Here is a 22,622-nt window from a genome sequence, read left to right as displayed (position 1 = left end):
AATGATCAAGACAGGGAACGTTGGATTGACAGCGGTACTGGCATTAAGTCTGGTATCCATGTCTTTTTATACAAGCGCTAAAGAATTTATTACGATTATTGGTCCGGATGGGCGGCCATTAGTCGTACCACGTAATAATGCAGAGAAAAAAACTGAGGACAAATCTCGATTGTCGAGAACAGTAGGAACTGCAACAGTTCAGTCCACACCTTTAAAGCAAGACTTAGAAAAAGTGCCAATCATAGAAAATAAACAGGTTAAATCTAAGCAGGATCATAATATGGTTGTACAACCAGTACAACCAGTACAACCAGTACAACCAGTACAACCAGTACAACCAGTACAACCAGTACAACTGCATACTGTGCAAGAAAAGATTCAGTCTAAACCACAATTAAAACCTGAATCTCAAGCTATTCAAAATCCTGATATTGGAGCTGGATCTTCTGTTGCTATTATACAAAAACCGGGATTTAGCCAGGTTGAAGGCATTGAATATGTGGATAGTGAGTATCTGGAAAATAAAGAATTTAATTTGGAAGGTAAAAAACGTTTCTATAGCATGCCCGAAGGAGTAGTAGATAAAAATATCGGAACTACCCGGATCCAGACAATTGAACGTGAAAAAGGGGTGGGACAATCCGTATTAAAATCCTTGTTTCGAACGCCAGAAGTAGATTCTGGTCCTGTAGTACTGGCTCAAAGTTATTATCGTATTTCACAGCCGGAGACCATCGAGAGCTTGGGCAAGCAGTGTTTTAATGATAAGAAAATTAAAAAAGCGAAAGAAATCAGCCTTAAAAAAGCAGTTAACCTGTGGCCTCGCGCGCCTCTTAAAGCAGACGAATTTGATTTTGAAGTGGTCAAGCTTCAATCCGATATCCAGAATATTCAGATCAACTCTTATGCCTCTAGCCAGAAAAATCCAACGTATTATTGGCCTTTTGTTGTGTTTTTAGACAGTCGTGGCTGTGTGCTTGAAGGAGCGGGCGGTTTTAAAAATCAGGAAGGTCAGGCGAATATTATTCAACATGAGCGTATCGAAGGGGTTCTCCAGATTCCTGCTCAAAGTGGATATATATTATTGACGCCTTTAGCCTCAGCGATAGATGTTGAAGACAAGATGCTGACAAATCATGGACAACTAAAATTAGTCGCCATTCGATAAGGACTATTCGAGTACAAAAAGATGAAAAATAAAAAATTATTTCCATTTGCTTTAACCACACTTTTAATGGCACTGAGTGGGTGTGGTGGGGAAAGTGCCAATGTCATTCCAGAAAAAAACGATGAAGCCACGACCAATGGTACTTGTACCCCAGGTACAACTAACTGTGTGGAATGGGGGCTGGAATATCCGCTCGATGGTTTGAACTTTAACTGTAGTAGCGATACAGAAAATACCTTTATTACGTTATTTGATAGTAAAAACGGGGTTGCTTCTGGAACCTGTCAAAAGACAGATAATATTGAGTTTTATATTCAAAGTTTTGTTTCGCGCAAGATTAATTTAGGTCAAATTAAACTCAGCGATTATGCCAGTTTTAGTGCCCAGACCCAGCTGCCGCGTTTAAGTGTAATCGATATTGCAACTGGGATTGCTCGACGTCCGGTAGGGGATTTGGTGCCTAATGATCCTACCGTTCAGGTGGCCATGCGTCTGGTTAAAATTCTGCAAGCTTTGGCGCTAGAAGAAGGGCGTATTATTAATCCATCTGATGTACAACCTTTGTATATTACTGAAGAGATGCGTAAAGACCTGGCGAAAACCAGTGAGAATATCAATTTGATGGATGCCGATTTGGCGACCAAAATTAAAGATTTTGTTGATATCAGCACAATTTCGGATGAGGTGGCTTTTGCCACAGTTAAAAAGCTGGTGACGATTGCCAACGCAGCCGTGTATCAGCCAGAATTTTCATTATTCTCAACTTCAGGCGTGATTGGAAGTAACCTGACCGGTTCGGATGGACTGGTGGGCTGTAATCAAAACCCTTGTGATATTAAGAATAAGAATACTAAATATTTATTTGGCCATTTTATGCTGATTACCGATCGCCAGGGCTATACCTTTGGCAGCGGCCTGCAATGGCGTGATACCCAGTTAACATTGGCTAAAGAAAATTTATCTTCCTTAGGGGGGATTAATGCTCAACTCATCCGTAAGGTGAAACCGGTACAAATGACCGCTGATCCGCAAAGTTCATGGATTCATCCAACCAGTAAAATCATTAACACGCCTTACCGCTTGAATGTTGCAAATAATGCGACTCCGCTTGAGTTGTATCAAGGCAGATTATTGAATGATTATGTGATCGCAGGTAAAGAAGCTTTCTATAAGATGGTGACTGACAAAAAAACCCTGGATACTTCCGATCAAGCCAATTTGGGGTTGTGGCGTTTGCAGGCCGATGGTGAAAACTATATGGGAAGCATTGATCTCTATAAGATTTTCCCAATTAGTTATCTGGATCGTCAGGTCTTTAAAACAGCACAGAACGTGGCAGATAAGGAGAAATATATCTTCCCAATGTATGCCAATCTGGAATTTAAATTTACAGATACCACTGTCAGCCCAATTACTTTAGGAATCGTAATTGACAGTAATGGTGATGTACGCACCAATATGCAATCTTCCAGCAATTTCGCGACTGATCCGGTGAATGGCTGTCAGGGTGATGTGTTGGCAGATACACTCTTAGATCATCAAGGCATACCACAATACCGCCTTGGAACTTTGGGACGTGCATTTGTGGCTGATAAAGCGGTTTCCATGCGCCTGATTTTGGCCAATGAAAAGTTTGGTAATATCAATGGCGCATTGGTAGGGGTAGACTCACGTATCCAGTCTTCACCGGATTCTAGGGATTCGATTGTGATCGGTGGTGCACTGCTCAATTTGTCTAATGTGTTAGATACTAATGTCGGCCAGAATGGGCGTGTAACTTTCCTGAATTCGGCAGGTGATGGGGTACAATGGGCCAATACCTATGCCAGTTTTCAAAAAGTTTATAATAATAACAATGAGGGTGAAACACCGGCAGATATTAGCCTGGCAAAATTAAACGGTGGTTCGGTTGAGTTTAAGCTCGCGGATTGCTATCAAGTCAAAGCCAAATAATATTCCTTAAAAATAAAAAACCCCATCTTAGTATGGGATTTTTTATACAGATTAGATTTAACCGGTATGGTCTAGACGCGTGCCTAATGTTTCCAGATGCATTGGAAAAATATTATTTTTACGGTCTTCAAAATAATGTCTGAGGGTGTGTTCTACACTCGGGAAGGCAAGTTCAGTCCAGGGAATATCTGCTTCATCAAATAAACGTGCTTCGATGGTTTCTTCACCCGCACCAAATTTTCCATCAATCAGATTGGCTTTAAATAGCACATAAATCTGACCAATACGCGGAATGTTATACATACAGTACAGCTGTTCAATGTCTACTTCAGCTTCGGCTTCTTCGCGGGTTTCCCGGGCAGCCCCTTGCTCCATGGTTTCAAACAGTTCCATATAGCCGGCAGGTAAAGTCCATAAGCCATAGCGTGGTTCAATGGCACGCCGGCACAACAGCACTTTGTTTTCGAATAAGACCAAAGCGCCACAAATCACTTTCGGATTAATGTAATGAATAGAGCCGCATGAATCACATACGCTGCGAACTTGCTGATCGCCCAAAGGAATTTTAGCAGTGGTTTTATGTCCACAATTCACACAGAAGTTCATATTCATCATCAATGATAAAAGTATGCTCAGGATAACTGAAAAACTAAAATTTGGCATCATTTCTCTCCCGCCCCGACTAAAATCAGCTATGATGAAATTATGATCATCGTCAGGGTTGAAAGAATGGATGCATGTGAATTGACACACAGGTTGCAGCAACGCTTACGTTTTTCCAAGCGTATCCGATCTGCGCATGCTGCCGTGTTGATTGCAATTACAGATGAAGCTGATCCGAAAGTATTGCTGACACGCCGTTCAGCTTATTTGAATAATCATGCCGGAGAAGTCTCATTTCCGGGTGGCAAACGCGATCCGCAAGATACCAGTAATATTGTGGTGGCTTTAAGAGAAGCTTATGAGGAAACGGCATTGAACCCCTTTGATGTACATTTAATGGGTGATTTGCCGATGCAAAAAGCCCGCAATGGCATGCTGGTCAAACCGATTGTGGGACTGATTCCTCCGCAAGTGAAGCTGATTCCACAACCGACGGAAATCGACCGGATTTTCTTTGCCTCATTGCAGCATTTACTTGAAGTGACGCCCACACCTTATGAAGTTCGCTTTGCCCAGCAATCTTTATATTTTCCGAGTATGCGGGTAGAAAATGAAGTGGTCTGGGGCTTGACCGCACGTATGCTGATTTCTTTATTTCAATATGGGCTGGATTATAAAAAAGACTGGCCATTCTTGCTTAATTCTCCAACGTTTAAACGCTCCAAATTTTTTTAACCATTGAACAGGATTTTATCAATGTTGTACAAATTTCAGGGACACTTACCTACCGCTACACATCAGCCCTGGGATGGCTGGGTGGCACCAACGGCAACAGTGATTGGACAAGTTGAGCTTGGACGACAAGTCAGTGTCTGGTTTGGGGCTGTAGTACGTGCAGATAACAGTAAAATTAAATTGGGTGACTTTAGTAATGTGCAGGAAAATGCAGTACTGCATACGGATGCCGGCATTGAGATGAGTATTGGCAATTATGTGACAATTGGGCATCAGGCCATGCTGCATGGTTGTACCATTGGCGATAACAGCCTGATCGGAATTCAGGCCGTCATTTTGAACCATGCCGTGATTGGCAAGAATTGTATTATCGGGGCTAATGCCTTGATTCCTGAAGGTAAGGTGATTCCAGACAATTCAGTGGTGATGGGTTCACCCGGTAAAGTGGTAAAAACGCTGGATGAAGACAGTATTCAAAAATTAAAAATGAGTGCCATGCATTATGCCGAGCATTTTCAGAAATTTCAGGATTTGGAAGAAGTACAACTCTAAGGCACTCTTTTGTTGAGTGAATCATAAGCCTAGATTTTCTAGGCATTTTTGTATCTGTTTCGGGAAAATCTCGCGTAGCGGATATGAGTGGAGTATCATATCCGCGTTTTTTATATTCTCTGAATTAAGGTTGTGCATGAAAGTGCTGGCATTGGAGACTGCCAATGAGCAGTGTTCCGTTTCTGTAATCGATGATACTCAAGAACTATTTTTTCAGCTTGATGCGCGCGCCAAGGCACAAACGCAAACGATTCTCCCGATGATTGAACAAGGTCTGCAAGATCTTGGGCTGGCCATTGCTGATTTGACCGCGATTGCCTTTAGTCGTGGTCCGGGTTCTTTTAGCGGTGTGCGTATTAATGCTGCCGTGACTCAGGCCTTGGCTTGGTCCAATGACTTGCCTGTGATTCCGGTGTCGACTTTACAGGCTTTGGCACAAGCAGCCTATCGTTTACACGGCCTCACGCAAGTGTCTGCGGTATTGGATGCCCGCATGAGCGAAGTTTATATCGCAAGCTATCAACTGGATGCACAAGGGATTATGCAACCGGTCGATGATGAGCAACTGTTAAGTTATGCAGAAGGCAGCCAAGCTGTACGGTTTACCCCGGTCGGTTCAGGTGCTGAACTGGTACAAAGCGAAACTTCAATTTATAAAGATGTGCATGCGACCGCACAGGATATTGCCAGCATTGCACGTGCAGCGGCGCAAGCAGAAAACTGGGTGAGTGCAGAATTGGCATTACCCGTATATTTACGCGATAACGCGTGGAAAAAAATTCCAGAACAAGGCAAAGCATAATTAATTAGGATAAAGCATGGATCTTTTACTGCTACTCAAAGCGGCCATCATGGGTATTATCGAAGGCATCACCGAGTTTTTGCCTATTTCCAGTACCGGTCATTTGATTTTGGCATCAGAATTAATGAATTTCTGGACCAAGGAAAAGAGTGATGTATTCGTCATCGCGATCCAGATGGGGGCAATTGCTGCCGTTATTTATGAATATTGGGCACGTCTTTGGGGGGCAGCGACCGGGATTGTCAGCGGTGAACCGCAAGGTCGCCGTTTAGGCATTGGCCTGATTCTGGCTTCTATTCCGATTATATTGATTGGTCTGACGCTGGGACAAACCGTCAAACAATTACTGTTTAATGATATTGCGATTGCCATTGGTTTAATTGTCGGTGGTCTGATCATTATCTGGATTGAAAAGAATCCACCACAAGTCCGTGTCCATGAAGTTGAAGAACTCAGCATTAGAGATGCGATCTGGATTGGCCTAATTCAGGTTTTATCCTTGATACCGGGGACTTCTCGTTCAGGCGCAACCATTATCGGTGCGATGTTCCTGGGTGTGTCCCGTAAGGCAGCAACTGAATTCTCATTTTTTCTGGGTATTCCGGTGATCATTGGCGCTGGCCTGCTGGATCTTTATCAAAGCTATGATGTCTTAAATACGACTGAAGACTGGACCGTGATCGGAGTTGGGCTTCTGGTTTCCTTTATCTCGGCATTGATATTAATCCGTGCGCTGGTCGCTTACGTGGCCAAACGCGACTTTATGATCTTTGCCTGGTATCGTATTGCTTCGGGTCTGCTGATTTTATTATTTGCCCATACAGGTTGGAAATTATGGTAAGCGCGATTCGCTTATATGCCGAATCTGACTATCAAGGGAAAGCACAGCACTTCGAGGCTGTGCTTTCTTCTCGGGGGGTACAGGTCGAGATTGAAACTGTTGAAAAACTCAATGCACGTTTTTTCCGTTTAAACCCTGAACTGGCCCTTTGTGTCGATGCTGAGGGACTCTGGTTATGTGCCAACGGCATGAAGATGCAATCGGACTGGCAAGCGGAAACCGGACGGTTAAAACGGGCTTCTTTAAAATCAGAAATGATTGCACGCGCCTGTAATTTAAGTGAAAAACCAAGCTTGGTTGATGCGACTGCAGGTCTGGGACATGACAGTCTGTTGATGGCACATTTAGGTGCGCAAGTGACCTTGGTTGAACGGCATCCGATTTTGTTCACCTTGCTTGAAGATACCCATACGCGTGCCCAGTCGGATGCATTTCTAAGTCAGGTCGTATCACGGATTCATTTGGTTTTTTCTGATTCAGCCGATTATCTGCAACAACAGGCCCAGCAGCATAAAGTTGTCGATGTAGTTTATCTTGATCCAATGTTTCCACAGCGGGATCAAAATCAGCAGGCAGTCAAAAAGCAGGCACAGGTCAAAAAACAGATGCAGCTGTTGCATATGTTATTGCCTGAAGATGGTGAAATGGATCTGGGCGATAACCTTTTAGAATGGGCGCAGAAAATTGGCAAGCGTGTCGTGGTCAAACGTCCACGTTTGGCGGTATTTCTGGCCGGAAAAGAGCCAAATCATCAATGGCAAGGCGATGCTTGTCGCTTTGATGCGTATTTTCAGCATGAACTTGTAGCTGAATAGGATAATGGCTTCTTTATTAAGCAAAGATTTGTTATATATTTAAAATTAGCATTGATTAAATGCTTATCAAGCATAAACTTATTCAGCACATTAGCGAGCCACTCATCTCCTTGAAATCCTATGATCGACTTTAAACCCTCCATTAATTTTTGGCACGATTTTAAGAGCAACCAAATTGCCGGGATGTGGTTATTTCTGGGGTCGAGGCGTTCTTTACAACTGGTCCGTCCATCCATCATGCAACTGGTGTTCTGGGGGATCTTGGGTGGCTGCGCCAACAGTTTGTTTAGCTGGCTCAGTTCAGGCCGTATGGGAGATTTTAACTCTCAAGGTTTGATCAGTTATGCGCTTTGGCCTTTTATTGCCCTGATTGTCGGTATTTTTCTTTCACAGCGGGTCAATAATCCACGCTTGATGCTGGTGCCAGCCTTGTTGTGGCTGGTATTAGATACCCACATCATGCTGTTCCAGTGCCTGATCCAGTATCTGGGTGATCTGGATTATCTGCCGTATATCCTCTACGACTATATTCCAACGCTCTTTGTCATGCTGTTTGTCTGGCAAAGTCTGGCAGTGGTCTGGGTGATTTCACGTGAATTAAAATGGCCGTGGTGGGAACGTGCCCTGATTATGCTGGCGACTTTGTTTACGCTAGTAGTTTGGCAGATTTCAGTCAAAGATCAGCCGATCTGGAAAGTCGAAGAAATTCCACCGAGTTTTGCCGAAGATGCTTTCTATGCCCAGCCAACTTTGCTGAATAAAGCGCTGGAAAATATCGAGTATGGTGAATTCGCACAGTCGCACTGGTATTTCATGGGAGTGGCTGGAGCGAGCTATCAGGATGTATTCCATTCTGAAGTCGAGCGGATTAAAGAACAGTTTGATACCCGTTTTGGTACTTTTGGCCGATCGATTGCCTTGGTCAATCATCCAGCGACACGTACCACCATGCCGATTGCTTCCAAAACCAGTATGGAGCTGGCATTACGCCGTATGGGGCAGCAGATGAACCGGGAAAGTGATGTGTTGTTTTTATATATGACCTCTCACGGTTTGCCGAATGTATTTGAAATGGAAAATGCCCCGCTGGATCTGGCACAAGTCGATCCAAAATGGTTGCGTGAGACACTGGATGCATCAGGCATACGCTGGCGCGTGATTGTGATCTCGGCATGTTTTTCAGGCAGTTTTGCTTCAGCTTTACAGAATGATAATACCTTGGTGATTACGGCTTCGGCAGCCGACCGTCAGTCTTTTGGCTGTTCGAATGAAGCGGATTATACCTATTTTGGTCGTGCGTTCTTTGATGAAGCCATGCGTGAAAATAGCAGCTTGCAAAGCGCGTTCGCCCAGGCCACAGATACCGTAGCAAAATGGGAATCGGCTCAAGGTTTTGAGCCATCAGAACCGCAATGGGTGATTGGCAAGAATATGGAATTGATGTTGCCACAACTGGAGCAGCGTTTATTTCCACAGACTAGTACGGCAACAGCATCTCCCTAGATTAATGTCATCCACAGACCGGTTGTAATAATAAGGAATAGCCATGGAACTTATACAGAACAATAGAAGCTTTGAAGGTGAACAGCGGATTTATCGTTTTGATTCACGCTATCTTAAAACACCGACCAAGTTTGGCATTTTTCTGCCGCCTCAAGCTTTAGAGGGCCACAGTTGTCCTGCTTTATTCTATCTGGCAGGTTTGACCTGTACTGAAGAAACTTTTGCCATTAAGGCGCATGCACAGCGTCTGGCGGCGCAACTTGGCTTGATCCTGATTACACCGGATACTTCGCCACGTGGTGAAGGCGTATCAGAAGGCGACAACTGGGATATTGGTCAGGGTGCAGGTTTTTATATTAATGCCACTCAGGCACCGTGGGCTGAACACTATCAAATGGAAAGCTTCATTGTCGATGAACTCTATGCACTGGTCACTGAGGAGTTCGTGATCCATCCCGGTAAGATCGGGATCTTCGGCCACTCTATGGGCGGTCATGGCGCATTGACCCTGGCATTTAAATATCCAGAAAAATTCAAATCTGTTTCAGCCTTTGCACCAATTTGTGCACCGAGCCAGTGCCCGTGGGGAGACAAAGCATTCTCGAGTTATCTGGGTACTGAGAAAGAGGAATGGCTGAAACATGATGCGACCGCTTTGGTTCAGGAAAAAGGCGCATTATTTAGCGATATCCTGATTGATCAGGGTTTTTCGGACCAGTTCTATAGTCAGCTTAATCCAGCCTTGTTTCAGCAAGCTTGTGATGCCGTCAACCAGCCGCTAACTTTGCGTGAACATCAGGGCTATGATCATGGTTATTACTTTATTCAAAGTTTCGTAGATGACCATTTGCAATTCCATGCTGTGCAGTTAAATCCTTAAAGTAAGACTGCACATATGTAGCAAAGCCAAAAAGATTAAAAAACCTCCAAAATGTTTTTACATTCTGGGGGTTTTTCTTTTAATATCAAATGTATAAAAGTATAAAAAATTGGGGTCGTCATGCAGCAGACAGCAGACGGTATTCGTGTTAGTGAGCCATTATTTCCAGCTGCTTCAAGTTTTTCGACTGAAGCCACGCCTTCAGTCTGCCCTAAATATCAGCGTTATGGATTCAGATTTCATGGCAGTGCATCCGAATATTTTGGTATCTGGATGGTGAATCTGATGCTGACCATTGTGACATTGACCTTGTACAGCCCTTGGGCCAAAGCACGCCGTATGCGCTACTTCTACGGCAATACCCAATTTTTAAACCATCGCTTCGACTTTGTGGCCATGCCGAGCCGGATCCTGCTGGGTCGTCTGTTTGCACTGGAGCTGTATCTGGTTACCGTTGTACTGACCAACTATTCAATCCTTGCCACCAGTTCTTTATTAATGGTCGCTGCCCTGTGTTTGCCTTGGCTCATTCGGATGACCCTGAAATTCAAGGCCCGAAATAGCAAATATGGCAATGTGCGTTTTTATTTTAATGGCAGCAACCGTGAGGCTTATAGGGTCTTATTTCTGGCCATCCTGATCAATATCTTTACTTTGCTGCTGTTTAGTCCGGTGATGATCTGGCTCTATAAACGCTATTGCTTTAATCATTTATCGATTGGTCAGTTGCAATTCAAGCTGAATATTAACTGGTCCAAGTTTATGTCTGCCGTTTATCTGCCCTTGAGTCTTTGCCTGCTGGTTGGTATTGGCTGGCTTGCAGCAGTGGTGTACTGGGTAGACCGGATAGGGACCAATTTGTTTAGTCTGGGTTTACTGCTTAGCTATCTGCTTTGCCTGGCGCTGGTCTGGCCGGTCATTTCTGCACGTTTATACCTCATTACCTGGAATCATGTGGAGCTCGGTCAAAGTTACTTTAAAACACGGGTCACGACATGGCGTTATAGCTGGATTGTGCTGAGCAACTGGATAGTGCGTGTTCTTAGTCTGGGCTTAATGACGCCTTGGGCTGCCATTCGTTTATATGAGTATCAGTTGAACCATCTGGAACTCTATGTAGCAGACGATGAAACCAATCTTGAGCATATCTTGCAACCTGACCCGAGTGCTTTGGCTGATGAAATCCTGGACGTATTTGATTTCGATGCATCGCTATAGGAGTAAATGTGATGAAACGACCTGTCGAAGTTAAGTTTTATGATGGAATTCTCGCTGAAGCCCGTCGTGCCTGGATTGTACCGGATCAGCAACAAGGGATTGCCCTGAAACTTGATGAGGATATTCCAGCACAAGTTAGCGCTGCAGATTTTTATTTTGCTTATCCGGACATGGCTTATATTGGGGGTGTCGGTGGTCGTAAACCGATTATTGAGTTACCTGAAGAACGTCGGATTGAGTTTTTAAGCAAAGTGCCGCATTGGCTCAGAATTAAACATAAAGATATTTATCATGCGATCTGGGAGTTTGAACGTTCACCGATCCTGATTTTCTTTTCCATGATCATCGTGATTAGTGCAGTGATTATTATTTTAAAATGGGGGATTCCTTATAGCGCCAAACAGCTGGCAAAACTCCTTCCGGAGCAGACTCTGGTTGAAGTAGGCAACCGGACAGAGCAGCAGTTAATTGCCCAGACCCAGCCAAGTACACTCCCGGCAGAACAACAGACGCGATTAAAAACTTTGTATGAACAAAAGATTGCTGTAGGAAAACCTGCAAAAATTATTTTCCGTCAAGGTGGATCAAGCATGGGTATGAATGCCGCAGCCATCCCGAATAACACCATTATTGTGACTGATGAACTGGTGAAAATCAGCGGCACCGATGAAGAAGTCCTTGCAGTACTGGCCCACGAACAAGGCCATCTGGTACAAAAACATAGCATGCAAAAAGTGATTTTTAATCTGGGTGCGGCGGGACTGTTTGCCTTGGTGACTGGAGATTTAAGTGATGTGGTCACCGCATCTGTAGTGGTCCTGACCGATGCTGGATATTCGCAGGCGATTGAACTGGATGCCGATGACTATGCCATGCAGCATTTGCATCAACAGCAGATTTCCAGTATTCACTTGTCTAACTTTTTGCAGCGGGTGGAAAATGCCAGAATACTGGCAGAGGAATCGCAAACCTTAAAAATGAAAAATTTCACTCTCAATATTGATGGAAAAGACCGGCACCTGACAGAAACCGAACTGAAATGGATTCGCCTGATCGGGAAGTTTAAAAAATATCTGGAATCACATCCCGAACTGGATAAAAGAATTCAGCGTATTCATGCCTTTAATGATCAGGCGGATCATCGTATTTAGTTTCTGATCATTGCTATGCCTTGATCATCACGGCTTTTTAGTCCCTATCTTTGCCAGTCGGCAGTCAGATGTTCCTGTCCCATACGGATCAGATGATCCAGAACCACATTTTCGAGTTTATTCAGGTCAGTAAATTCATCTGTGCTTTGAATCGTTACGGTTAGATGATCCTGTTCAGGAGCCAATATCACTTCAGCATTTGGAAAATGAATCAGGAAATTTTGTTCGGTTTCATCAATATTAAATTTATGTTTCCAGTGATTGGCCAAGCGTTTGGCAATTCGTGAAGCTTGTTGCGTCTGGATATGGGCAATACTTTTCATCAGTTTTCTACACTATTCATCATTATCCTGCACTTTAAACCAAGCGGTGATGCCGGCATAAGCCTCAAAGCGTTACACAGCGTTTTAATCTTGCAACATCGAATCACAGTAGCCGGAGCGGATTTGATATAATGGGAAAAATCCAATTTCAACAAGCCAGGTTCTCCCATGTCCAAGCCTTATTTAATTGCCCCTTCTATTTTATCTGCTGACTTTGCCCGTTTAGGTGAAGAAGTCGAGAACGTGTTGGAAGCAGGTGCAGACGTTGTCCATTTTGATGTCATGGATAACCATTATGTGCCGAACCTGACTTTTGGTGCGGGTGTTTGCAAGGCCTTGAAAAATTATGGGATTAAGGCGCCAATTGATGTGCATTTGATGGTTAAGCCGGTAGATCGCATGATCGGAGATTTCCTTGAAGCGGGTGCTGATATCATTACTTTCCATCCGGAAGCGTCTGATCATATTGACCGTTCTTTACAGTTGATCAAATCAGGTGGCGCCAAAGCGGGTCTAGTATTTAACCCAGCAACGCCACTGCATTATCTGGATTATGTACTGGATAAAGTCGATCAAATTCTGCTCATGAGTGTGAACCCGGGCTTTGGTGGACAGAAATTTATTCCAATGACTTTGGATAAATTGCGTCAGGCACGTCAACTGATCGATGCTTCAGGTCGTGATATTCGTCTGGAAGTCGATGGTGGTGTTACACCGAGTAATATTCGTGAAATTGCTGAAGCGGGTGCCGATATGTTTGTGGCGGGTTCAGCTATTTTTGGCAAGCCAGATTATAAAGCTGTGATTGATGAAATGCGTGCAGAGTTAGCCAGAGTAGGACAGATTCAACTCTAATCGCTAAAACATCAGATGCGCATAAATATGTGGATAACTTTATGGATAAGTGTGTAGATATCTATGTTGATAACCATATGGATATGTTGCATAAAATGTAATCATTTGTACCGTGGTTGATTGTGATTTAGACAATATTTGTATAAAAAGAACTCAAATTGGGTTCTTTTTTATTACATATAACCCTTATGTTTAGTGGTTATTTGTTAATCAAGAGTTAATAATTCAACCAAGTAAAAAATGATCAATGTCTCGCATATTTGTGTTTCATTATGTAATTACTCCAGACAAAGTTTAAATTTAATTGATGTGTATAACTTAATATTCTGAGTCCATTCTCATGTAATTGTTGTGGATGAATTGCCCGATTATTAGAACTATTTCTGACTTGGCATTTTCAACATCTACCATAACCAGAATAGCCATGAATGTCGTGAGGATTTGAGTAAGGCAAAGTTAAGTTGTATCTCGATAAGTCATGTTTTGTAAAAATAGCCAGATTACTGCAATGTGGTTTTATAAAATTTTTACACCTAGGAGGAACGACCTCCCTTGTGAATTGCATATCGGAATTTACAGGAAAAATCATCAGGACGGCCTGATTCTTATATAAAAGGAGGAGGGCTGCATGGCCTGGATCGTACTTATTCTTGCGGGTATTTTTGAAATCGTTTGGGCATATTCGATGAAGCTGTCTGAAGGCTTTACCAGACTTACCCCAAGTATTATTACCATTGTCTTCATGGTACTGAGTTTTGCTTTGCTGGCTTATGCGATGCGTACTTTGCCACTAGGTACAGCCTATACGATCTGGACCGGGATTGGTGTAGTGGGTTCATTTCTCATTGGTATTTGGGTTTTGGGTGAACCCGCTACAGCGTTGCGTATGCTGGCTGCCGTACTCATCATTTCCGGTCTGGTGCTGATGAAAGTATCCTCTTCATAATTTGTATCTGCCTGTCTCGGTGAACTGGGTTAATATAGAAAATGAACTCCAGTGATTGGGACAGGGCGCCATCATGAACTTAAGTTATCTCTATATGGATTCTCCCGTAGGTCAGTTACGACTGGTCGCGAATAAAACCGCGCTGGTAGCCGTGCTTTGGGACTGTGAACAGCCGAATCGGGTGAAACTGGCGACCTTGGTTGAAGATCCACAGCATCCGGTTTTGATTGAAACCAGACGTCAGCTTCAGGAATATTTTGCTGGTCAGCGCAATGTTTTTGACCTGCCTTTGGACTTTGCCGGTACTGATTTTCAGAAAAAAGTCTGGCAGGCGCTACTGAATATTCCCTACGGACAAACGCGAAGCTATCGCGACATTGCTGAACAGGTGGGTAATATCAAGGCGGTACGTGCCGTGGGTGCAGCCAATGGCAAAAACCCGATTTCGATTATTGCACCCTGTCATAGGGTGATTGGTCGCAGTGGCAAGCTGGTGGGGTTTGCCGGTGGTTTAGATAAAAAAGAAATCCTGTTAAATATTGAGCGGACGCATTCATAGATCTCTTTTATAAATCAAAAAATGATCGTTCTATTGATATTTAAATGAATATTAAAAGCTTCTTCTCCTTCTGGGATAAGAAGCACTGCTTCGCAATGGGAGGAGGGGGGTAAAACCTCTCCCTAGCCCTCTCCTACAAGGAGGGGGAATTTCCTTTGTAGTGATTATAAAAAATGATTCATGAAAGAACTTTAATATCTAAAAATTTAAAACAAATGAAAAATTAGAATATGGAGGTTCGGCTAGTGGAAATTAATCTATCCATACTTTGTGATTGGATTTATTTCGAAGCGGTATTCAAAGCAGCGTAAGCAGTCATAAGCTTTTACAAGCCCATAAAAAAGCCTTTGAATGATTCAAAGGCTTTTTGCTTTTAAATATTTGAAGCTTTCAGTTTTCCGGTAATCTCTGCCAGAACTTTAATCCGTTTTACTTCATCCCATAAAGCTTTTGCTTCAGGATAATGTTTCGACATCATGCCGAGCCATTGCTTGTAACGACCGACCATCCCGATCTCAGTTTTGGCTGGACCGTTGATAAAACGAATTTGCAGTTGCAGCAGTTCATTCCAGTTCAGCAAAGGTGCATCCGAATTTTGACGGATACATTGAGTCAGGTCGGGTGTGGTCACCGCACCACGGCCAATCATCAGGTCTTCGCAGCCAGATTCTAGTCGACACTGTTTGGCATCGGTATTGTTCCAGATTTCACCATTGGCGATCACATTGATCTTGAGTGCTTCACGAATCGGTTGTAACTGGTCCCAGAATGCTGGCGGAGTGTAGCCATCGGCTTTGGTACGTGCATGAACGGTGACCCAGGCTGCCCCGGCATCTTCAATGGCATGCGCATTTTCCAGCATAAAATTACGGTCCATATAACCCAGACGCATTTTGGCGGAAACCGGAATATGTGCAGGAACGGCATCACGCACGGCTTTAACCAGCTCATGCACCACTTCGGGTTCATCTAGCAGGACTGAACCACCGCGATGACGGTTCACGGTTTTGGCCGGACAGCCAAAGTTCATGTCAATTGCCGGTGCGCCCATGGCTGCCACTTTGGCGGCATTCGCTGCCAGCATCTCCGGATTATTTCCTAAGAATTGCACATGTACCGGTGTGCCTGCCGCCGTCTTGCCATCATTCAACAGTTCTGGACAATATGTGTGATAAATATGGTCGGGCAGAAGGGAATCGGTGACACGGATAAACTCGGTTACGCACCAGTCAAAGCTACCTACGGATGTCAGCACATCACGCATAATCGGATCGGTTAAGCCTTCCATGGGAGCAAGCACAAGTTTCAATGGTGCACACCTGTAAATTTAAAACGGTGTTATACGTTTTTTTAGGCAGCCTGTCTAGGCTGGATCGGAATTGAATGATGAGTACCTGAAAATTGAACTTTTTGGGCTGATATAAAAAGGCCTTTAATGCGGATTATTACTAGTAATGTATTCTATATAAAACATACAAAAAAGATCCTTTAATAGGATCTTTTTTGTTAATTAAAGCATGATTTCAAATCAATATTACTAGTAAAGAATATACAAATTATAAAAAAAACTAATTTCAGTTCTATGCCACAGCACTTTCATTAAATGCTTCAACTACCCCAAATATGTTGTCAGCATCGGCATCACCAAACACACCATCAATCCCTTCATAATGGATTTGATTGAATGGTGGTTCATAAAGCTGCGACGCTTCTAATGTTCCCCGAATGGTCAAATGCTCAATCACCATTTCGATAAAACGAATCTGCTTTTCATTGTAAGTTGAGCCTTGCAGATATTTAGAGAAGGCTTCCTGAACTGCCTGACGATCTAATCCAACCAATGAACGGATAAATAACGGTAAAGATTTTTCAGTACCAAAACATTCTTCAAACTTCTCTTTGCTTTCCACTTCCTGAGCGTCAAACACAAATCGTTCTAGTTCGTTCAGGTCAGTTGGGGTAAGAGCTAAGCCACGCTTCAACTTGGCAATGGTGATGTGATCTTCATTGGATTTGATAAAGCTCTCAACTCGTTTACGGTATTGAGCAATGTTTACACCACTGGAAACCACGGGAATATCCACCTCTGTTGCTTCACCAATTTCATCATCAAGCATCGAGTACACAATCGTTGAGGTAGATTTCTCAATCAGCTTCACCAATCCCCGAATGCGTTTACGCATCGACTCCAGTATTGGAACAGTGATGCCTTCCCAATAAGCTTCAGTTTGTATTTCTTGAATCAGGTTAATCTGTGCAGCTACCACAGGAATATTTTCTTTAGTTTCCAATTTAGAAGTGATTTCGATGACTTTATTGGCATAAACCTGAATTGCCTTAGTATTTTTTTCCAATACAGCAAGTTCGATGTTATAGCAAAGCATGTCAAACAGCTTGGCTTCTAGTGGTTCAGACTCTAGTTCGTTCGGAAGTTTGGAAATGTGTTCTCGTAATGTGCCAATTGCGAGGTCATCCAAATTGTCCCAGGCAGTATCAGTTTTAAAGTATTCAACATGCTCAATTTCAGATTTAACAATGAAGTTGTCTTTGTTCATCGACTTCACTTCAGTCTGCAAGCTCTGACGCATTTCTTGCTGTACAGCTTTCATTTCTTCAGTTTGATAATTGGGTGAATTAAGCAAACTCAAAACATTCAAACGAGCTTTAAATAGGCGTTGTCCCAATGGTTCTGTGGTCGAAATAGGCGCACCATCAGGATTTTCATTGAAGTATTCAAAATTGGAACAGTAGTCGAAAATATAGAATTCTTTCTTGTCCATTTCAGGGGCAAATAGATCTTTGCAAAGCCGTGTACCACGCCCAATCATCTGCGTAAACTTCACTTTTGAGCGTACAGCTTTGAAGAAGACAAGGTTGACCACTTCAGGAACATCAATCCCTGTATCGAGCATATCTACAGAAATCGCGATTTGTGGATCAGCCAGATCTTTTTTACTAAAGCTATCAATCAAGCTCTGTGCATACTTGGTCGAGTGCGTAATCACACGGGCAAACTTACCGTCATAGTGCGGATAGTTTTTATCAAAGCGTTCTGCAATGAAGTTGGCATGGTTCTGATTGACTGCAAAGATGATAGTTTTACCCAACATATCGCCACCTTCAACCTTGATGCCATTTTCCATCAAGTGCTGAAGCATCTTGTCTACCGTACCTGTATTGAACAGTTCTTTGTTGATCTTGGATGCTGTCACCTCATCAGGGGCATCACCACCATCCCAATCCAATTCATCCCAATGCAGTTTTTCTTCTTCTGAAAGCTCATCATATTTCACGCCTTCACGCATGAATTTCAACGGTACAGAATAGGCTTTAGGTGGCACGAGATAACCATCGGCAATCGCTTGGTTTAAATCGTAGTAATCGGTTGGGACACCGCTTTCCAAGCCAAATAATGCATAGGTATCACGGTCTACTTCATCACGTGGTGTAGCCGTCAAACCGACAAGCAAGCTGTCAAAGTATTTAAAAATCTCACCAAACTTTTGGTACACGCTACGGTGGGCTTCATCGACAATAATCAGGTCAAACATACCTGTACCGTATTTACGTGTGCCATCCGCATTCATTTCATCAATCAAGCCCATCATGGTTTGATAGGTAGACAGATAAACCCGTCCATTCTGAGTTTTGCTCTCGACCAGATTGACAGGTGCAGAATCAGGTAGGTTGGCTTTAAAAGCATTGGTGGCTTGTATCACCAGTGAAGTACGATCCGCGAGAAATAGGACTTTCTGCACCACATTGGCTTTCATCAACACATCGACCAAAGCAATTGCAGTACGGGTTTTTCCTGTGCCTGTTGCCATGATGAGCAAGCCTGCGCGTTCCTTACGCTGAAATGCTGCAAGCATAGCTTTGATGGCACGGGTCTGATAGTAACGCTCGACAATATTGGCATTGATTGGGAAGCTACCAAGATCAGGGTTGTTTTTACGTCTTTCGATCAGGCGTTTTAGTTCAGCTTGAGTATAGAAGCCATGCACCAAACGAGGTGGGCCACCTTGTACATCATTCCAGATACGGGTGCGGTAGCCATTGGTATAGAAAATGACAGGCCGTTGTCCCGTTTGCTGCTCCAAACAGTCAGCATACAGTTTTGCCTGTTGTTGTCCCACTTCTGGATCGACCGAGGTACGTTTCGCTTCTACCAAGGCCAAAGGTAAGCCATTGGCATCATACAGAACATAATCGACTGAACCTTTACCTGAAGTGCTTGGCATGCCTGTGACTGGAACTTCTTCTCGCGCAGTAACGCCAATTTCCCAACCTGCTTCTTCTAGTAAAAGATCAATTTTTAGTTTACGGGTTTCGTCTTCTTTATAGTCGGTATGGTCTTGAACTTTGCTATTGGCAAGTTTGGCTTGTTCGACTTGCTGACGTTTCTGCGCTAGATCAGCATCAATATTGGCGAGCAGTTTTTCACGTTCTTCCAGACTTGCGGAGAGTTCTAATAGTTTTTGTTCACGTTCACGCAACGCTTTGTGTTGTTCTGCAAATTCTTTATCAAAGGCTTTGGCTTCTTGCTGTAGCTGCTCTTTGTTTGCTGTGACTGGTTGCGTGCTATCTGCATTAGGAATCAGTTTAGGGTTAAATAGAACAGCCTGAGAGCGATCTTTTGAGGGTGAGCCATAATTACGCTCAAACCATACGTAGATCAGGAAGAGATGGCTGATGTGTTTAACCGTTTCTTCAGTGGTCAGTTGTTTGAATTTTTTGCCATGTACCGCACTGTTGCCCACCATGCGGATGTTATCCATCTTGTCCCAAATATAGGGTGGGATAATTTCCTTAAATTTTACATCAGTGATCAGGCTATACAGCGATGGATCATAGGGTTGAGTCAGTTTTTTATCGTATTGATACAGCCAAAAAACAAGATTTTCTAATGAATTTCGGGCAAACATTAAGGATGCTTGAGGGGAAATATACACAAGCTTTTCAGCTTCTTTTGCGGTGAGTGCTAACTTGCTAAACTCAGGCTCTAAAAACTGAAAGTTGCTCATATATATACCCTCAAATCTAAAATTAATTAAAGTTATAAATTTCCGCTAAATGCTTGGTTTTGTAATGATTTGAATAACTGTTTAGAAGATTCTAAACTTTTATTAGCATTTAACTTTAACATTTCAATACTATTGTATATTTCAACAAATTTCTTCTGTAAATCCCGTGGTGGTAAATAGACTGGTAATTCTCTCAACTTACCTAATGTAATTTCCCTAAATGTAGCCCCCTTAACTTGCTTTTGAATCCAGTTCTGAGTTGCCTGACATCTTAAATGATATAACGCATATTCACGTTCTATATTTTCGCCAACAGCGATACGAGCTGTTCCTTGTGTTAAATTTGCACCATTTAAAATTTTAGGTACTAAGGCTGTCGTACCAACGGTTGCCCGGATACTCATAACAATATCACCCGTTTGAACTTCGGAACGTTTAAATTTTTTAGCAATTTCTGGGTCAGTTCTACTCAAATTTTCAGTCAGAATACTTCCATTTTTGATGTCTCCTGTACGAATGTAGGGAATACCATCACGATATTCTTCACCTGCTTGTACAATTCCATAAGTCACGATAGTCGTATTATTAACAACTTCACTCAAAGGCTTGGTTTGCCAGTTCATTGGATTAATTTGGAAATCACCAAACATATCAAGGAATGTTGCTTGTAAAAGCTGATCTAATTTTTCAATCGCTTGCTGACGTTTTTGGCGTAGCTCATCTGCTTTATCTAAAATAGAAGCAATTCGGCGTTGTTCTGAAAGTGAGGGAAGAGGCACTTCTAAATCTTTGATTATCCCTTGAGAAATATTAGGTTGACCACCACCAACTCGACGACTTAAAAGATAAGGTTTTGATGCTTCTAAAAACCTATATAAATAATTTACATCACAAACGTTTTCATCAGGTGCGATATTACAAATAGCTTGATTCGTTGTTGCATCAAAAGTTAGTTGAGAGACTTCACCAACTGTTGCACCGTACATAGCTATTAATAATGAGCCTTTAGATACTAATTTGGCAGATGATTTTTCAACAGCTAACTCGGTTATATATTCTTCTACACTCGTTATATAACGGTTTTTTAGTTCGCCAGACTTGACCCATGGGATAGTACCATTTTCAAAGAATTTACTATTTGACCGTGATGGTGTGCCGCCACTACCAGTCCTACAGAAACTACTGAGCTTTTTAGATTGAATTGTCACTTCAACAACTCCTTAAGCTCATTCATTCCTTTCAGAATCTCCTGCTCAAGCAATTCTAAATCCGCCAAAATATTGCTTGGTGTTTCATACTCTACTTGCTCATACACCACTTCTTTATAACGATTAATCGACAAGTCATAACCATTAGCAGCAATATCGGCCTTATCAACCAAGAAACTTTGTTCAGTCGCTTTGCGATCAGACTCAGCTTCTAAGTTTTTAAAACGGGAAACAATGTCAGGAATGTTGTTATTTTCATGCTTAGACGCATCGAGTTCATTACGCTTATCATCTAGCGAATAACCATCAGCCTGCATGTCATAGAACCAAACCTTATCTGTACCACCAGTTTCAGTTTTGGTGAAAATCAGAATGGCAGTCGAAACGCCTGCATACGGTTTAAACACACCTGAAGGCATAGAAATAATTGCTTCAAGCTTTTGCTCTTCCACAATCTTTTGACGCAAATCTTTATGTGCTTTAGAAGAACCAAATAACACCCCATCAGGCACAATAATCGCAGCACGACCACCCGTTTTTAATATGCGTAAGAACAAGGCTAAAAATAGAAGTTCCGTCTTTTTAGTTTTGACAATTGCCTGAATATTTTTGGCACAGCTTTCGTAGTCCAAGCTGCCTGCAAATGGTGGATTGGCAAGAATCAAACTGAACTGACTCTCAATATGTGAATGTGCTTCGCTTAAAGAATCACGGTTTTCAATACTTGGATTTTCTACACCGTGCAGCATCATGTTCATCGAACCAATACGAAGCATGGTGCTATCAAAGTCATAACCAAAGAAGGTTTCTTCACTGAAGCGTTTTGCTGTTTCAGGATTGGCAAAAATCTCGGTGCTATGATGTTCGTTTAAGTATTCACTAGCTGCAACGAGGAAGCCTGCTGTACCACATGCAGGGTCACAGATGGTATCCGTTGGCTTCGGCTGCATCAACTCCACAATCATCTTGATAATATGACGAGGAGTACGGAACTGACCGTTACGACCTGCTGATGCGATTTTACCGAGCATGTACTCGTAAATATCACCTTTGGTATCTTTGTCATCCATTGGCACAGCAGCCAATAGATCAACCACCTTTGTTAGAAGGGCAGCATTTGGAATTGTAAAACGAGCATCCTTCATGTGATGACTGTAAGTGGTGTCATCTTCACTGCCAATACTTTTAATGAATGGGAAAACTTCGTTAGCGATGGTGCTGTAAAGCTGAGTTGGATCACCAAGGGTAATAAATTTAGACCAACGTAAGTGATCTTGTTCTGGTGTAAAAATTGGTTTTTCTACAGAAAGTTTGAGACGGTTAGCTTTCTTTTCTTTGGTGATCTGAATTTCATCAAGTCGGCGGATAAAGAGCAAATAAGTCATTTGCTCAATGACTTCTAGAGGGTTAGAAATACCACCACTTGCAAATGCATCCCAAATTTGATCAATTTTGCTTTTAATTTCGCCTGTAATCACGGTACGAC

At 42.7% G+C, this 22,622-nt stretch carries 20 protein-coding genes; 14 read left to right on the top strand and 6 right to left on the bottom strand.

Going from position 1 to position 22,622, the window contains the following annotated elements; all coding sequences use genetic code 11:
- Position 1: 1 nt before the first annotated feature.
- Both filE and filF read left to right on the top strand, forming a co-directional pair.
- Positions 2-1,168 carry a putative pilus assembly protein FilE gene (gene filE, locus NI462_RS06755; protein WP_253159713.1) on the top strand — a complete coding sequence of 389 codons (1,167 nt, stop codon included), beginning with the start codon at positions 2-4 and terminating at the stop codon, positions 1,166-1,168.
- Between the two features lie 21 nt (positions 1,169-1,189).
- Complete coding sequence (gene filF / locus NI462_RS06750; protein ID WP_253159711.1) at positions 1,190-3,121, top strand: putative pilus system protein FilF; 1,932 nt, start codon at positions 1,190-1,192, stop codon at positions 3,119-3,121.
- 57 nt (positions 3,122-3,178) lie between these two features.
- Here filF and NI462_RS06745 read toward each other — a convergent pair whose 3' ends face one another.
- Positions 3,179-3,727, bottom strand: coding sequence for an NUDIX hydrolase (locus tag NI462_RS06745; RefSeq protein ID WP_253159733.1), 549 nt, complete (start codon positions 3,725-3,727; stop codon positions 3,179-3,181).
- Positions 3,728-3,850: 123 nt separating this feature from the next.
- On the opposite strand from NI462_RS06745, the gene NI462_RS06740 reads away from it, so the two are divergent.
- The 9 genes from NI462_RS06740 to NI462_RS06700 all read left to right on the top strand — a co-directional run bounded on the left by NI462_RS06740 (position 3,851) and on the right by NI462_RS06700 (position 12,221).
- Positions 3,851-4,459, top strand: a complete 609-nt coding sequence (locus NI462_RS06740) for an NUDIX hydrolase (protein ID WP_005104899.1) — start codon at positions 3,851-3,853, stop codon at positions 4,457-4,459.
- Between the two features lie 24 nt (positions 4,460-4,483).
- Positions 4,484-5,011 (top strand): gamma carbonic anhydrase family protein, encoded by a 528-nt coding sequence (locus tag NI462_RS06735; RefSeq protein ID WP_253159731.1) that lies wholly within the window; start codon positions 4,484-4,486, stop codon positions 5,009-5,011.
- Positions 5,012-5,147: 136 nt separating this feature from the next.
- A complete protein-coding gene (tsaB, locus tag NI462_RS06730) occupies positions 5,148-5,813 on the top strand; it encodes a tRNA (adenosine(37)-N6)-threonylcarbamoyltransferase complex dimerization subunit type 1 TsaB (RefSeq protein ID WP_253159709.1) in 666 nt (221 codons plus the stop codon).
- Positions 5,814-5,829: 16 nt separating this feature from the next.
- Positions 5,830-6,654, top strand: a complete 825-nt coding sequence (locus NI462_RS06725) for an undecaprenyl-diphosphate phosphatase (RefSeq protein ID WP_253159707.1) — start codon at positions 5,830-5,832, stop codon at positions 6,652-6,654.
- Complete coding sequence (locus tag NI462_RS06720; protein WP_253159705.1) at positions 6,648-7,469, top strand: class I SAM-dependent methyltransferase; 822 nt, start codon at positions 6,648-6,650, stop codon at positions 7,467-7,469. The genes NI462_RS06725 and NI462_RS06720 overlap by 7 nt, the downstream gene beginning before the upstream one ends.
- Before the next feature lie 120 nt (positions 7,470-7,589).
- Positions 7,590-8,972: a C13 family peptidase gene (locus NI462_RS06715; RefSeq protein ID WP_180038495.1), complete on the top strand. Its 1,383-nt coding sequence runs from the start codon at positions 7,590-7,592 to the stop codon at positions 8,970-8,972.
- A gap of 43 nt (positions 8,973-9,015) precedes the next feature.
- Positions 9,016-9,852 (top strand): S-formylglutathione hydrolase, encoded by an 837-nt coding sequence (fghA, locus tag NI462_RS06710; RefSeq protein WP_253159703.1) that lies wholly within the window; start codon positions 9,016-9,018, stop codon positions 9,850-9,852.
- Between the two features lie 120 nt (positions 9,853-9,972).
- Positions 9,973-11,070: a YjgN family protein gene (locus NI462_RS06705; protein ID WP_253159701.1), complete on the top strand. Its 1,098-nt coding sequence runs from the start codon at positions 9,973-9,975 to the stop codon at positions 11,068-11,070.
- An 11-nt stretch (positions 11,071-11,081) separates the two neighbouring features.
- A complete protein-coding gene (locus NI462_RS06700; protein WP_253159699.1) occupies positions 11,082-12,221 on the top strand; it encodes a M48 family metallopeptidase in 1,140 nt (379 codons plus the stop codon).
- 44 nt (positions 12,222-12,265) lie between these two features.
- Here the strand turns inward: NI462_RS06700 and NI462_RS06695 are convergent, their stop codons facing one another.
- Complete coding sequence (locus NI462_RS06695) at positions 12,266-12,544, bottom strand: DUF2218 domain-containing protein (protein ID WP_153566722.1); 279 nt, start codon at positions 12,542-12,544, stop codon at positions 12,266-12,268.
- 168 nt (positions 12,545-12,712) lie between these two features.
- Between NI462_RS06695 and rpe the strand changes: the two genes are divergently transcribed.
- The 3 genes from rpe (at position 12,713) to NI462_RS06680 (ending at position 14,904) form a co-directional block, all read left to right on the top strand.
- Positions 12,713-13,399, top strand: coding sequence for a ribulose-phosphate 3-epimerase (gene rpe / locus NI462_RS06690; protein WP_148334309.1), 687 nt, complete (start codon positions 12,713-12,715; stop codon positions 13,397-13,399).
- Positions 13,400-14,027: 628 nt separating this feature from the next.
- The gene (locus tag NI462_RS06685; protein ID WP_253159697.1) at positions 14,028-14,345 is read left to right on the top strand and encodes a DMT family transporter; all 318 of its coding nucleotides are present in this window, start codon (positions 14,028-14,030) and stop codon (positions 14,343-14,345) included.
- 73 nt (positions 14,346-14,418) lie between these two features.
- Positions 14,419-14,904 carry a methylated-DNA--[protein]-cysteine S-methyltransferase gene (locus NI462_RS06680; protein WP_253159695.1) on the top strand — a complete coding sequence of 162 codons (486 nt, stop codon included), beginning with the start codon at positions 14,419-14,421 and terminating at the stop codon, positions 14,902-14,904.
- 373 nt (positions 14,905-15,277) lie between these two features.
- Here NI462_RS06680 and NI462_RS06675 read toward each other — a convergent pair whose 3' ends face one another.
- The 4 genes from NI462_RS06675 to NI462_RS06660 all read right to left on the bottom strand — a co-directional run bounded on the left by NI462_RS06675 (position 15,278) and on the right by NI462_RS06660 (position 22,614).
- On the bottom strand, positions 15,278-16,213 hold the full coding sequence (locus tag NI462_RS06675; RefSeq protein ID WP_253159693.1) for a tRNA-dihydrouridine synthase: 936 nt from the start codon (positions 16,211-16,213) through the stop codon (positions 15,278-15,280).
- Positions 16,214-16,484: 271 nt separating this feature from the next.
- Positions 16,485-19,928, bottom strand: a complete 3,444-nt coding sequence (locus NI462_RS06670) for a DEAD/DEAH box helicase family protein (protein WP_253159691.1) — start codon at positions 19,926-19,928, stop codon at positions 16,485-16,487.
- Positions 19,929-19,960: 32 nt separating this feature from the next.
- Entirely contained in the window at positions 19,961-21,136 is a 1,176-nt protein-coding gene (locus NI462_RS15125; protein ID WP_253159689.1) for a restriction endonuclease subunit S, read from the bottom strand.
- Positions 21,133-22,614, bottom strand: a complete 1,482-nt coding sequence (locus NI462_RS06660; protein ID WP_253159729.1) for a type I restriction-modification system subunit M — start codon at positions 22,612-22,614, stop codon at positions 21,133-21,135. Before NI462_RS06660 ends, NI462_RS15125 begins: the two co-directional genes overlap by 4 nt.
- Between the last annotated feature and the right edge of the window lie 8 nt (positions 22,615-22,622).

This window comes from Acinetobacter lwoffii, assembly GCF_024129715.1.
Classification (GTDB): domain Bacteria; phylum Pseudomonadota; class Gammaproteobacteria; order Pseudomonadales; family Moraxellaceae; genus Acinetobacter; species Acinetobacter lwoffii_U.
This window is presented reverse-complemented; position numbering and strand designations above follow the sequence as displayed.

What these genes read in the sequence shown, in the direction of transcription:
- filE (WP_253159713.1), top strand. Translation starts at nt 2, where the DNA reads ATGATCAAGACAGGGAACGTTGGATTGACAGCGGTACTGGCATTAAGT.
- filF (WP_253159711.1), top strand. Translation starts at nt 1,190, where the DNA reads ATGAAAAATAAAAAATTATTTCCATTTGCTTTAACCACACTTTTAATG.
- NI462_RS06745 (WP_253159733.1), bottom strand. Translation starts at nt 3,727, where the DNA reads ATGAACTTCTGTGTGAATTGTGGACATAAAACCACTGCTAAAATTCCT.
- NI462_RS06740 (WP_005104899.1), top strand. Translation starts at nt 3,851, where the DNA reads ATGGATGCATGTGAATTGACACACAGGTTGCAGCAACGCTTACGTTTT.
- tsaB (WP_253159709.1), top strand. Translation starts at nt 5,148, where the DNA reads ATGAAAGTGCTGGCATTGGAGACTGCCAATGAGCAGTGTTCCGTTTCT.
- NI462_RS06725 (WP_253159707.1), top strand. Translation starts at nt 5,830, where the DNA reads ATGGATCTTTTACTGCTACTCAAAGCGGCCATCATGGGTATTATCGAA.
- NI462_RS06720 (WP_253159705.1), top strand. Translation starts at nt 6,648, where the DNA reads ATGGTAAGCGCGATTCGCTTATATGCCGAATCTGACTATCAAGGGAAA.
- NI462_RS06715 (WP_180038495.1), top strand. Translation starts at nt 7,590, where the DNA reads ATGATCGACTTTAAACCCTCCATTAATTTTTGGCACGATTTTAAGAGC.
- fghA (WP_253159703.1), top strand. Translation starts at nt 9,016, where the DNA reads ATGGAACTTATACAGAACAATAGAAGCTTTGAAGGTGAACAGCGGATT.
- NI462_RS06705 (WP_253159701.1), top strand. Translation starts at nt 9,973, where the DNA reads ATGCAGCAGACAGCAGACGGTATTCGTGTTAGTGAGCCATTATTTCCA.
- NI462_RS06700 (WP_253159699.1), top strand. Translation starts at nt 11,082, where the DNA reads ATGAAACGACCTGTCGAAGTTAAGTTTTATGATGGAATTCTCGCTGAA.
- NI462_RS06695 (WP_153566722.1), bottom strand. Translation starts at nt 12,544, where the DNA reads ATGAAAAGTATTGCCCATATCCAGACGCAACAAGCTTCACGAATTGCC.
- rpe (WP_148334309.1), top strand. Translation starts at nt 12,713, where the DNA reads ATGTCCAAGCCTTATTTAATTGCCCCTTCTATTTTATCTGCTGACTTT.
- NI462_RS06685 (WP_253159697.1), top strand. Translation starts at nt 14,028, where the DNA reads ATGGCCTGGATCGTACTTATTCTTGCGGGTATTTTTGAAATCGTTTGG.
- NI462_RS06680 (WP_253159695.1), top strand. Translation starts at nt 14,419, where the DNA reads ATGAACTTAAGTTATCTCTATATGGATTCTCCCGTAGGTCAGTTACGA.
- NI462_RS06670 (WP_253159691.1), bottom strand. Translation starts at nt 19,928, where the DNA reads ATGAGCAACTTTCAGTTTTTAGAGCCTGAGTTTAGCAAGTTAGCACTC.